Source organism: Homoserinimonas sp. A447 (genome assembly GCF_054489325.1).
Map to the genome: position 1 here is coordinate 2,387,300 of NZ_JBTMWW010000001.1, position 11,732 is coordinate 2,399,031.

Genomic DNA, 11,732 nt, shown 5'->3' on the forward strand with positions numbered 1-11,732 from the left:
TCCGTAACCGTTACGGAATAGTGGCGTGCACGCGGCCGACCGGTTGTGCCACTCTGGAACCGTTGAGGGAGCCGGATGCCGTGAGCACCAACCGTGAGGCAAGTCTCGACCGCCTGCGGGGCGCGGTGGAGCGCGGTCGGCGCGGCGAGTCGAGCGTTGTGCTGGTGCATGGGGGCATGGGTGTCGGCAAGTCCTGGCTGCTCGGCCGGCTCATCGACGAAGTAGCTCCCGAATCAACGCTGCGGCTGCTGCACTGCACCGGTCACCCCGCCGAGTCCGACCTTCCGTACGCCGGGTTGCACCAGCTGGTGTCGCCCCTGCTGCACCGCCTTCCCGAACTGCCGCAATTGCATGCGGATGCGATCTCGGCCGCCCTCGCGCTCGGCTCATCAAAGACCCTCGACCGCCTGGCCGTCTCCGTCGGCCTGCTCGGGCTGCTCACACTGGAGGCCGAGCAGCGCACGGTGCTCGTCGTCGTCGACGATGTGCATTGGCTGGACAACTCCACCACCCGGGCGTTGACGTTCGCCGCCCGACGGCTGGACGCCGACGCCGTGGCCATGGTGTTCAGTTCCCGCAGTGGTGCCGGTGACATCGGCTGGGCGGCCGGATTCGACCGGATCGAGCTGGGCCCTCTCGACACCGCGACCAGCCGTGCCCTCCTGCGACAGGCGCACCCGGAACTCAGTGCTGCGGTGACCGCGCGGGTGCTGAACGAGGCAGACGGCCTGCCACTCGCCCTGCTTCAGATCCCCGCCGACCTCACCGCGGAGCAGCGTGCCGGGAGCGCAGCGCTCCCCACAGTTCTTCCGCCCGGTACCGCCCTCGACGAGTTCTACCGCGGCCGGCTGTCCTCCTTGGGAGGCGATGGTCGTCGAGCCCTCGCGCTGGCCAGCCTGGACGACCTGACCATCGATCAGTTGGGAGCCGCCCTGGCCGGCGTCGGGCTGACCCTGGCAACACTGGAAACCGCTGAAACTTCCGGCTTGATCCGGTTGGCACCCGACGGCTACGGATTCCCGCATCCGACGGTGCGCTCCGCCGCCCAGCGCGCTGCCAGTTTCGCCGAGTTGCAACGCGCTCACGCGGCGATTGTGGACGCCCTTCCCGCCACGTCCACGCGGGCGGCCTGGCATCTGGAGGCGCTCGCCTCCGGAACGAATGCAGCGACGGCGGATGCCCTGGGTCGCGCCGCTCTGGACGCCTGGGGTCGCTCTGCCTACGAAGAGGCCGGCCGGGCCTGGAGCGCATCCGCCGTCCGCTGCCCGGATCCCGCGGTCGCGCACCAGCGTCGGGGCCGCGCTGTAGATGCCTATTTGCGGCTGGGCTCCTTCGCCCCGCTCGCCGAGCTGCTGCCGAAGCTCCAGGCGAACGCGGCCGATGCGGCGGAGAAGGCTCAGTGGCAGGCGGTGCACCTGGTCGCCGGACTGTTCTCTGGTGCGGAGCCGCCGCCCTACGCCGAGGTGCGCGACCTGGCGCAGTCGATTGCCGAGGCTGCGCCGGAGGCGGCTTCGCGGCTGCTCAGCACCTACGCGCTCATCCTCATCTTCGATGGGGAAACCCGCCTGGCGTGTGCGGTGGTCGATGAACTGCGGGCCATGCTGCCCGACCACCAGTTCTCGCTCGCCGACCGGTTGGTGCACGACGATGCCGAGATGCTGGCCGGCCGGCCCGGTGCTGGGGCATTCCTGCGGTCGGACTGGCCGGAGCGCCTGAGCGACGCCGAACTGTGCGACCCGTCGATTCCGGTCGCGTCTCCGCTCGTTCACCTCGCCTGGATGGGAGACGCCGTTCGGGCCGGCGCGACCATCGACCGTCAATACGAGGCGCTCCAGGCCGGCGGCGGCGTCAGCCTGATCGACCTCTGCCTCGCCCAGCGCGCCGTCATCGCCCAGCTGACCGGCAACTGGGATGAGGCGCACGCGGCCTTCTCCGGAGCCGGCGACCTCTCCCGGGCATCCGATTTCGCCGCCCCGATGCCGCACATCCGCCTGCGTCACGCCTACCTCCTGGCGGCACGCGGCGATGAGGCGCAGGTTCGGGAGATCGTGGCTGAAATGGCGGCCCTGGCCGGATCGGACCGCCCGATCCACCGCCACCTCAGCGGATGCGTTCTCGGCCTGCTCGCGCTCACCCTGGGCAGGCATGAGGAAGCTGTCGGCCACCTGCAGGATGCGGGCGCCCTGGAACACCGCATGGGCATCCGGGAGCCGGGGTTCGACTCCCGGTTCGGCGACCTCTTCGAGTCGGCCTGGCGGATGGGAACGCAGGACCAGTTGCAGACGGAGCTCGATGACTTCGAGGAGCGCGCACGCACGGCGTCCCGGCACAGCGCGTCGGCGGTCGCGCTGCGTTGCCGGGCCATGGTCGCTCCGCCGGAGCAATTGGACGCCGCCTTCGCGGAGGCGCTCGCGATGCACGACCGGGTGCCGTACAAGTTCGAGATCGCCCGCACCCACCTGGCCTGGGGGCGGCGCCTGCGGCGGGAGCGACGCAAAGCGGATGCCCGCGCGCCGCTTCACCAGGCACTCACGGCTTTCCAGGCACTCGGTGCCCGGCCCTGGGTATCCGCCGTGCTGGAGGAGCTGGCGGCGTGCGGCGAACGCCACACCGCTGCCGCCTCCGGTGCGCTCAGCACACTGACGCCCCGCGAACTCGCGGTCGCGATGGCCGTGGCGGGTGGCGCCAGCAACACGGAGGCGGCCGCCCGCCTCTTCGTGTCGCGGCGCACCGTCGAACACCACCTCGGGTCGGTCTTCCGCAAGCTGGGCGTGCGCAACCGGGCGCAGCTCGCGGAGCGCATCGCCGAGTAGCTGTCAACCGGCTGTGCTGTCAACCGAGACCCGGGCGTTCCGCGTCGTACGGGTATGAGCGTGGCCGTGCAGCAGAAGACCCAGGTAGACCTGGACCACTTCGTCACGCACGAGTACCCGAAGGTGGTTGCCGCGGTTGGCCTGATCACCGGTAACCGCCAGGATGCCGCCGACGCGGTTCAGGATGCCTTGGTCGGGTTCCTCGCGAAGCCTCCGCAGCATCCGGTCACCAACGTCTCCGCCTGGATCACCGTCGTCGCCAGCAACCGGGTGCGGGACCAGTACCGGCGCAAAGACGCCGAGCAGCGCGCGCTCGCAAAGGTGGGCATCGATCCGGAGGCGATGGCGGATGCCCGGCACATGCTCGACGTGGACGTCATGAAGGCGCTCGGCGAGCTGCCGCTGCAGCAGCGCCAGGTGTGCACCCTGCACTACCTGATGGACCAGTCCGTCGACACCATCGCCGAGGGTCTCGGGGTGACCCCCGGAACCGTCAAGACCCAGCTGCACCGGGCGCGCAAGGCGCTCGCCGCACGGCTGAGGAGGGAGGATCACCATGGCTGAGATCGACACCGCTGACATCGACATCGATGAGCTGCTGAGCACCGCGCTGAAGCGCGTCGCCGAACCCGGTGACCCGACCGGTGTCGCCGATGCCATCCGTTCGCGGATGGACGCCGGTGACACCGGAACCCCCGTCGATGGGCCGCTCCTGCCGCGCTCCGGCGGCTGGATGCCGTGGGTGGGCACGGGGCTCGCGGTGGCGATCCTCGGTGGCGCTGTCGGAGCATCCGGCCTCTTCGGTGCAGGCTTGTTCGCCAGCCCTGCCACTGCCTCGACCTCAGCGGCGATTGCCGCTGGCCAGTCCGTTTCGGGCGGGCTCTGCCCGGGCGACACCGGGGCCGCGACGTTCGGGGGCGGCGAACGGGTGCTGGCCGTCAAGCGAAGCGACGACTCCGGCTGGGTTGCCGTGCGGCACCCGGCGAGCACCGCCGGCCTGGTCTGGTTGCCGACCGCCGTGGTGGTTGTCGACCACGGCCAGGCGGCCATCGACTCCCTCCCGGTCGGCGGATGCCTCATCCCGGTCGTCTCCGCAGGGGAGGAAAACCCCGCTCCCGCACCAGCACCGGAGCCGGCTCCGCAGCCCGAACCCGGGCCAGGCCCGGCGCCCGCGCCGGTGCCACCGCCCGAGCCGCCGGCCGGAGACAGCCAGGCCCCGGCCATCATCCAGGCCTGGGCGACCCCGACCTCCGTGTACAGCACGGAGTCGACGACGATCCGTGTGACGGCATCCGACAACGTCGCCGTCTCTGCCGTGAACGCGACCTGGACGGGGCCGGACTCCGGATCGGCCGCGCTCACCAAGGTGGGCTCGGAGTGGCGATTGGTCTACACCTTCCCCGCCTCAGCACCATCCGGCACCGTCACCTTCACCCTGACGGCCAGGGATGCCGCCGGCAACGCCAGCCCCTCGCAAACCGTCCCCGTCACCGGAATCTTCTTCGGCTAATCCACTTCGGCTAAGGAGCCTTCTCATGTCACGTCCCCGCACCATTGCCCTTCTCGCCGTCGTCGCGCTGCTCGCCCTCACCGGGTGCAGCACACCGGAACCCACCTTCGACCCGGAGTCGGTCGCCGAGGTTCCGGTTGACGTTCCGGCCGATGGCGAGCCGGCCGAGGAGTCGGAGTCCATCGACGTCTGTGCCGCCCTGGCCGGAATCGACCTCGTCGCGCTGATGGGCGAGGAGGTGGGCGCGGCGACCGGCGGAGGCGGGGCCTGCCAGGTCAAGGCGACCTCCGGGATGTCCGCTGCAGCCCTCCACGTTCAGGTCAATGAGGATGGCACCCGTACCTACGAGAACCAGAAGGCCCTGTTGACCGTGACGGAGGAGCTGAGCTCCCCCGGTGACGAGGCGTTCTTCGGCGACACCGCGCTGGCCAAGGGCCTCGACATCCTCGTCGACGGGCACCACCTCTCCGTGCGCATCCACCGCCAGACTTCCCCGATCACCGGGGCCGAACTCGTCGCGGTGGCCGAAACCGTGCTGACCAACCTCGGGTGGTGATCGTATGCGAGGCAATTCCTTCAGCGGCAGGCGGGCAGTAACCCGCATCGCCGCGGTACTCGGCATCCTCGCCCTGGGCGTGGGGGCAGGGTTCGCCGGCAGCCGGCTTGCTGCTCCGGTAGAGAGTGTGGCAGCGCCGATCGCGACGGAGATTCTCCCGGTTATCGCTCCAGTGAGCCGCGCGGCCGACGCAGCGCCGGAGGACAGCGACGGCGACCCCGACACCTTCGACGTCAGTCCAGCCGTCGGCCACGCCGATGTGCCGCTCGGTGACGCCGCCCGGGATGAGGTCGCTGCGGCGGCCCTGGCACTCGGCACAGTCGACGATCCGGCAACGGTCTACGACCTCCCGGTGCTGGGTGGGGAGGGCGATCCCTGTGCGAGCGAAGCCGACGCGCCTGCTGACTGCCCTGACGGCATCCGCGGGGCCATCTTCAGTCTCACCGGGGCGTCGCTGGCGATCTTCCCCGTGTTCAATCCGCAACTTCCCAGCGCAGGCAACCTGGGTGTGGTGTGTCCGGCAAGCGAGCCGGCGATCGACCCGGCGACCCGTGACCGGATGCGGCTCGGTGTCGGATCCACCGCACCGGCTGCATCCATGACCGTCGTCTATCACCCGATCGGGCAGCCGGATGCCGCGCGAGAGCTGACGACGGAAACCTCCGCGGACGAGCGAGCAGCCTGGGAGCGGGTCTCCGGAAGCATCCGGCCGCTCATCTCCCACTGCTTCACCCTCGACGAGCTCGACCCGGGCCTCCGCTACCAGGTGACCGTCACGGCAGAGGGCGATGCGGGCGCCACCGATACCGAGACTCGTTACTTCGGCCTCGAGCAGGAACTCACCCGACCTCCCGTCCGCGTCGTGCCCCTGCTGCAGAACCTGGTGTTCCTCTCGGTGCCGCACCGCGACCGCCAATCCGTCAGCGTCAAGGCACTCTCCTTCGACGACGAAGGCGGGCCGACCGAGTGCGGCGAAGAGGAGGAGACGGGGCTGTACAACCTGAAGCCGCTCACCGAGCCGAGCACCGTCAGCATCGACATCGAGCACCTGGAGCGCAACGGCTACCAGTCCGCCTTCACCAAGCGCACCGGGCAGGCGTTCTTCCTCGAAGAGGGATCGACCACCATGCTCTGCCTGTTCGTCTACGACACCGACCGCCCGAGCTGGTCGTGGGACACCGCGGAGTACCGCTACTCGGTGGTGGTGCAGCCTCCGGATGTCACGGTGCCTTCCGTCACGCTGACCGACATCAGCCTGCACTCCTCCCTTCACTCCGACGGTGACCTGTACATCCGCGGGTGGGACCGCAGCCGGTCGAATTGCAGCGGCCGCGGGTTCACCTTCGCCTCCGTGGAGGCGTTCTTCGGCTCTGGCGACTTCGAACAGCCGATCTGCCAGTGGGGGCACCTCAGCGGCGGTAACGGCGTGCGTACGGGGGACGTGATCCTGCAGGCCACGGTCGGCGAAAACAAGAACAACGTGCTGCTGCCGCTGTCGTCCATAGCCTGCACCGGAGTCTGCGACCTGCCGGCGAGCGCGACCTACCAGCTGCTGTTGCCGACCGTGCGGGACGCATCCGGCCTCTGCGGCTCCAGTTTCGGGGACTGCGAACCCCCGACGTCCGAGGTGGCGGCCGGAACCGCAACGTTCCGCGTCGACTGGCATCAGGGATTCCAGAACGGACAGTCGGAGTGGGCGGTCGGCGAGATCGCCGAGAGCACCCCGGAAACCGTAGTCGCCGTCCGGGCGCAGCTGAACACACGCAAGGTCCTGAAAGAGGTGAGCGACGCATCCGGGTTCCATCTGGAATTCGACCTCGAGGTGGACCGGCCGGTTCGCTTCAGCGCAACGCTCAGCGGTGACTGCATCCTGCCAGGCACGGTGACCGAGGTGACGGGCGAGTACGACTCTGGCACCCAGCGGGTGCGCTTCGCCAATGTCTGCCACGGCACCGACTACCGGGCGAGTGTGCAGCTGTTCGATGGCGACGCCGTGACCTCGTACGGTGACGGCTCCCCCGATGGCCACTGGGGCGTCGGCGTGATTCGCACCACTCCGATCGAGAAGCTCCTGAACTTCGGGTACCGGGTCACCGACTCGGATCCTGGACGCAACACCTCACTCCTGAGCCCACTCGAGTTGAGCGTCAACGGCGAACGGATCAACCTCGGCGTCAGGGAGACGGGCGACTGCTTCTACGGCGACACCCTGGCCGACTTCGACACGGACAAGACCGCCGAACTGGCGGAGCTGGTCACGGTCACCGTCTCGGTGGGAATGGCCAACGGCAACGGCTCGCCGGAGTCTGACCTGTATCCGGTGTGCACGGATGCGGATGCCGGTGAGCAGTACACCTTCCAGACCACCATTCCGGTGGCCGACCTGAACACCGTCGGGGTGCGGATCGCGTCGCCAGACGATGCCCCGTTCGAGTTCGTCCTGTCGATCACGGAGCGGCCCCGGTGATGCAGGGGGGCCTCGACAAGCTCGGCTGGCCACTTCGACAGGCTCAGTACAACGCTCGACAAGCTCGACCCGCCTCAGGGCTCGGCCCGCGTAACGGTTAGAGGTTGCTGAGCTGCGCGACGACCTGGCGGGCGATCATACGGCCGGACCGATTCGCACCGATCGTCGATGCCTGCGGGCCGTAGCCGGCGAAGAAGATGCGGGGATCCTTCCACGACGCCCCCTGCCCGACGCTGACCCCGCCCTCGCGCTCGCGCAGCTTGAGCGGTGCCAGATGACGTAGCTCCGGCCGGAATCCGGTAGCCCAGATGATGGCGTCGGCGCGCTGGAAGCTGCCGTCCTCGAGGCGCACGCCATCCGCTTCGATCGCGGTGAACATCGGACCGGGCGTCAGCAGCCCGCGCTCGATGCCCGACTGGATGCGCCGGGTGCGCGGCACCCCGGTGCCGCTCACGATGCTGGGAAGGGCTCGGCCGGAGCGCGCGGCCTCATCTTGGGCGGCCACCGCGCGGCGGCCGTCCTCCAGGTTCAGTTCGCCCTCATCGAGGAATTCGACCGGGCGCCGGCTCACCCAGGTGGTGCTGCCGGCAAGATGCTCCAACTCGAGTAGGAAACCGATGGCGGATGTGCCACCGCCCACCACGACGACATCCTGGCCGGCGAACTCATCCGCGCTGGCATAGTCGGTCGTGTGCACGTGCCGGCCCGCGAAGGTGTTCATTCCCGGGTACCAGGGGATGAACGGGGAGCCCCAGGTGCCGGTCGCGTTCACCACCACCTGGGTGGCGACCTCGCCGTCACCGTACTCATCGGAGTATTCGACAATCAGGTCGAGCCCGCGATCGAAGACCGAGCGAACCCGGGCCGGGCGGTGCACCTGCAGGTTGTAGTGCTCCTCGTACTGGCGGTAATAGTCGGCGACAACGTCTTTTGCCGGCTTGGACCGATCCGCATTCTCGAACGAGAGGCCAAGGTCATCCAGCCCGGGAAGGTCATTGATGCGGTGGGCGCTCCCGATCTTCAGGGCCTCCCAGCGCAACTGCCAGGCGCCGCCGGTGGACGGCCCGCGGTCGAAGACGATGAACTCGTCGCCGGGCGTCAACCCCAGGCGCTGCAGGTAGTAGGAGACGGAGAGTCCGGCCTGGCCTGCACCGATCACCACGACGGATGTTCTGGCAGGCTCGGAGGTCACCCCAACACGTTACCGGGGAACGCTGGGAGAGGCACACCTTCAGCACATGGCCGACCTCCCGAATTGTGCCCTCATGCTAAAGTAAGAAGTTAGATTTGAAGGAACCTTGTTGGTCAACCCCGGACCCGCGGATGCGGCAACCGGGCAGGAATCGTAAGGGGGTCAAGCCATGGGGCGCGGCCGTCAAAAAGCAAAGCACACGAAGGTGGCTCGGGAGCTGAAGTACTTCAGCCCGGACACCAACTACAACGCGCTCGAGCGCGAGCTGACCAGCAGCGAGCCGGGGGCGGCCTTCACCGACCCGAAGCTCGAAGAAGATCTCGAGAAGTGGCCGGAGTTCGCCGCCGACGGCGACACTCGCACCGCGTGACGCGGTGCGAGTGCGTGAACCGCTGCGCCTGATCAGGCCCGTCGCGCGGTGAACAACAGGTACTCCCAATCCATTTCGGAACCTGGGCCGAGGTAGCGCTCCGCCAGGGCTGAGAGGTCGTGGTCGAGCCCGGTCACTTTCTCCGGGTCGCCTGCGATCCCCCGGTACGCCGCGATGGTCGGGCCGTAGTTCGCCTTGAAGTAGTCGAGGAACGCATCCGGGCTGGCGAAGTGATCGACCACGAGATTCCGTCGCTCCGCGACGATGTCGGTGACGCGATCGCCGAACAGTTCACGTACGTGCTTCTCGTCGCCCCACAGCGGCGGAGGCTGAGCCCCCGTCGGCGCCGGCGCAACGTAGGGCTTCATCGCCCGGAACATCTGGCCGATGAAGCCTTCGGGTGTCCAGCTGATGAGCCCGATCGTTCCGCCTGGGCGGACAACACGGACGAGTTCGTTCGCGCTTGCCTGGTGGTGTGGCGCGAACATCACTCCGACGCACGACAGCACAGCGTCGAACTCTCCGTCGGCGAACGGCAGGGCCTCCGCATCCGCCTCGACCCAGTCCAGTTGGGCACCCCGTTCGGCGGCGTGCCGGCGACCCGTCTCCAACAGCGCGGGGGTGAGGTCGCTGGCCACGACGCGGGCTCCAACGAGCGCGGCGGGGATCGCCACATTGCCGGCGCCCGCTGCGACGTCGAGAACCCGGTCCCCTGGGCGGATGCGGGAAGCGTCGACCAGGGTTCTGCCCAGTTCCGGAATGATCTCGGTTGCGACCGCGGGGTAGTCTCCGAGCGTCCACACCGCACGGTGCTTCGCCTTGAGTTCTCGGTCGGTTTGGTCAATGACTTGCTGGTTCATGCCAATCTCCTTGTGGTGTGTGGTGGTACACCCAGTGTCAGATCGCCGTTATCGCCAATCCAGTCTCACATGTGAAGCGGATGCGGTACACGATGTGTACTAGTCACCGTGCGCATCAGGGTGTGTACTTGTCGATGTCATGCGATGACTCTCGGAGGCAACGATGTCTACCTACGGCCAGTTCTGCCCGGTTGCCAAGGCGATGGACCTATTGGACGAGCGCTGGACCCTCCTCGTGGTGCGCGAGCTGGTTGCCGGCAGCACCCACTTCAACGACTTGCGTCGCGGTCTCCCCAAAATGTCGCCGGCTCTCCTCTCCAAACGACTGCGAACCCTGGAACGTGGTGGCGTCATCCGCCGTAGGGAGCGCTCGGGGCGCATCTCCTACGAGCTCACCGAGAGTGGACATGAGCTCAAGGTCGCGATTGAGGCACTCGGCGTGTGGGGCATGCGGTGGATCTCGGAACTCGGTGAGGAGGAACTCGACCCGCACCTGCTGATGTGGGACATGCGTCGCAGGGTCCCCATCGATGCCTGGCCGCGCACCCGCACGATTCTGCACTTCGCCTTCGACGACATGCCCGCGCGTGAAGCACGTTGGTGGATCGTCGTCGCCGACGGTCACGCCGACGTCTGTGATTTCGACCCCGGCTTCGATGTGACCGCGACAATTTCGACGAGCCTGCGCACCATGACCAGAATCTGGCGAGGGGACATCTCCTGGGCCGAAGCGTTCAAGACCGGCAGCGTGGTCATCACCGGCTCAGCCGGCGTTGCCCAGGCGGTGCCGGCATGGCTGGGCCACAGCGCGTGGGCGGATGTCCCGCGTCCAGTACGAGTAGCCGAGCAACCGCAGCCGGCGTAACTTCCTAGGCGAACGACCCGGCCAGGCGCACGGCGCCGCCGTTGACACCCTTGGCGCCCTGCTCGAAGCCGGCCAGGTCGTTGGCGTGGGTCGACACTTCGCCAGCGACCCAGGACCGCACCCCCTGGGTGCCCAGGAATTCGATGACGGATGCCGCGGCATTCGCCTGCACGACGGCGAACATGCCCACCCCGAGGTTCCAGGTTCCCTCGGTGTCTTCCAGCGTCAGCCCACCCAGTTCGGCGAGCGCGCGGAACACCGGCTGCGGCGACCAGGAGCCGCGCTGCACCTCGACCCAGGATCCGACCGGCAGCACGCGGGCCAGGTTCGCCGCGATCCCACCGCCAGTGACATGGCTGAGCGCGTGGACGACTCCAGGGTGAGCCTCGAACAACCGCAGCAGCGGTGTCGTGTAGAGGCGGGTCGGCTCCAGCAGGACCTCGCCGATGACGCCGCCGAGGTCATCCGAGTGCTCGGTGAAGCCGAGGTCCCGCCCGGCGAGGATGTGGCGGACCAGGGAGAATCCGTTGCTGTGCAGCCCGGAGGACTCCAGTGCCACGACCACGTCACCGTGCTCCACCCGGTTAGGGCCGAGCAGGGCATCCGCCTCCACAGCGCCGACCGCGGCGCCGGCGACGTCATAGTCGTCCGGCCCGAGGAGCCCGGGGTGCTCCGCCGTCTCCCCGCCGATCAGCGCCGTGCCGGTCTCAGAGCAGGCCCGGGCGATGCCGGCAACGATGTCGGCGATCCGCGCGGGGACCACCTTCCCGCAGGCGACGTAGTCGGTCATGAACATCGGCTTCGCACCGACCACGATGATGTCGTCGACCACCATGCCGACCAGGTCCTGGCCGATGGTGTCGTGCTTGTCCAGGGACTGGGCGATCGCCACCTTGGTGCCCACCCCATCCGTCGACGTCGCCAGGAGCGGCTGCCGGAAGGAGGTCAGGAACGAGACGTCGAACATCCCGGCAAACCCGCCCACCCCACCGAAAACCTGCGGGCCATGCGTCTTCGCCACGGCCGCCTTCATCATTTCGACGGCGAGGTCGCCGGCAGCAGTGTCGACGCCCGAGGCGGCGTAAGCATCGGCCATGAG

General features: G+C 68.4%; 10 protein-coding genes. 7 read left to right on the forward strand and 3 right to left on the reverse strand.

The window, feature by feature from the left end:
* Window positions 1-80: 80 nt before the first annotated feature.
* The 5 genes from ACX3O0_RS11680 to ACX3O0_RS11700 are packed head-to-tail and all read left to right on the forward strand — an operon-like array spanning window position 81 to window position 7,346.
* Window positions 81-2,813: a helix-turn-helix transcriptional regulator gene (locus tag ACX3O0_RS11680; RefSeq protein WP_459107828.1), complete on the forward strand. Its 2,733-nt coding sequence runs from the start codon at window positions 81-83 to the stop codon at window positions 2,811-2,813.
* A gap of 60 nt (window positions 2,814-2,873) precedes the next feature.
* Window positions 2,874-3,377 (forward strand): RNA polymerase sigma factor, encoded by a 504-nt coding sequence (locus ACX3O0_RS11685; protein WP_459089024.1) that lies wholly within the window; start codon window positions 2,874-2,876, stop codon window positions 3,375-3,377.
* Window positions 3,370-4,323 (forward strand): Ig-like domain-containing protein, encoded by a 954-nt coding sequence (locus tag ACX3O0_RS11690; protein ID WP_459107829.1) that lies wholly within the window; start codon window positions 3,370-3,372, stop codon window positions 4,321-4,323. Before ACX3O0_RS11685 ends, ACX3O0_RS11690 begins: the two co-directional genes overlap by 8 nt.
* A gap of 25 nt (window positions 4,324-4,348) precedes the next feature.
* Window positions 4,349-4,879, forward strand: a complete 531-nt coding sequence (locus ACX3O0_RS11695) for a hypothetical protein (protein WP_459107830.1) — start codon at window positions 4,349-4,351, stop codon at window positions 4,877-4,879.
* A 4-nt stretch (window positions 4,880-4,883) separates the two neighbouring features.
* Window positions 4,884-7,346: a hypothetical protein gene (locus ACX3O0_RS11700; protein ID WP_459107831.1), complete on the forward strand. Its 2,463-nt coding sequence runs from the start codon at window positions 4,884-4,886 to the stop codon at window positions 7,344-7,346.
* 97 nt (window positions 7,347-7,443) lie between these two features.
* Here the strand turns inward: ACX3O0_RS11700 and ACX3O0_RS11705 are convergent, their stop codons facing one another.
* Window positions 7,444-8,538 (reverse strand): NAD(P)-binding domain-containing protein, encoded by a 1,095-nt coding sequence (locus tag ACX3O0_RS11705; RefSeq protein ID WP_459107832.1) that lies wholly within the window; start codon window positions 8,536-8,538, stop codon window positions 7,444-7,446.
* A gap of 169 nt (window positions 8,539-8,707) precedes the next feature.
* Here ACX3O0_RS11705 and ACX3O0_RS11710 point away from each other — a divergent pair, with 169 nt between their 5' ends.
* On the forward strand, window positions 8,708-8,908 hold the full coding sequence (locus ACX3O0_RS11710; protein WP_459089034.1) for a DUF3073 domain-containing protein: 201 nt from the start codon (window positions 8,708-8,710) through the stop codon (window positions 8,906-8,908).
* A 32-nt stretch (window positions 8,909-8,940) separates the two neighbouring features.
* Here ACX3O0_RS11710 and ACX3O0_RS11715 read toward each other — a convergent pair whose 3' ends face one another.
* Complete coding sequence (locus tag ACX3O0_RS11715; RefSeq protein ID WP_459107833.1) at window positions 8,941-9,768, reverse strand: class I SAM-dependent methyltransferase; 828 nt, start codon at window positions 9,766-9,768, stop codon at window positions 8,941-8,943.
* A 163-nt stretch (window positions 9,769-9,931) separates the two neighbouring features.
* On the opposite strand from ACX3O0_RS11715, the gene ACX3O0_RS11720 reads away from it, so the two are divergent.
* Window positions 9,932-10,633: a winged helix-turn-helix transcriptional regulator gene (locus ACX3O0_RS11720; protein WP_459107834.1), complete on the forward strand. Its 702-nt coding sequence runs from the start codon at window positions 9,932-9,934 to the stop codon at window positions 10,631-10,633.
* 4 nt (window positions 10,634-10,637) lie between these two features.
* Here the strand turns inward: ACX3O0_RS11720 and purM are convergent, their stop codons facing one another.
* Window positions 10,638-11,729 (reverse strand): phosphoribosylformylglycinamidine cyclo-ligase, encoded by a 1,092-nt coding sequence (gene purM, locus ACX3O0_RS11725; protein WP_459107835.1) that lies wholly within the window; start codon window positions 11,727-11,729, stop codon window positions 10,638-10,640.
* Window positions 11,730-11,732 lie beyond the last annotated feature (3 nt).

Excerpts from the sequence above, each read along its gene's own strand:
- ACX3O0_RS11690 (WP_459107829.1), top strand. The coding sequence starts at position 3,370 with ATGGCTGAGATCGACACCGCTGACATCGACATCGATGAGCTGCTGAGC.
- ACX3O0_RS11695 (WP_459107830.1), top strand. The coding sequence starts at position 4,349 with ATGTCACGTCCCCGCACCATTGCCCTTCTCGCCGTCGTCGCGCTGCTC.
- ACX3O0_RS11700 (WP_459107831.1), top strand. The coding sequence starts at position 4,884 with ATGCGAGGCAATTCCTTCAGCGGCAGGCGGGCAGTAACCCGCATCGCC.
- ACX3O0_RS11710 (WP_459089034.1), top strand. The coding sequence starts at position 8,708 with ATGGGGCGCGGCCGTCAAAAAGCAAAGCACACGAAGGTGGCTCGGGAG.
- ACX3O0_RS11715 (WP_459107833.1), bottom strand. The coding sequence starts at position 9,768 with ATGAACCAGCAAGTCATTGACCAAACCGACCGAGAACTCAAGGCGAAG.
- ACX3O0_RS11720 (WP_459107834.1), top strand. The coding sequence starts at position 9,932 with ATGTCTACCTACGGCCAGTTCTGCCCGGTTGCCAAGGCGATGGACCTA.
- purM (WP_459107835.1), bottom strand. The coding sequence starts at position 11,729 with ATGGCCGATGCTTACGCCGCCTCGGGCGTCGACACTGCTGCCGGCGAC.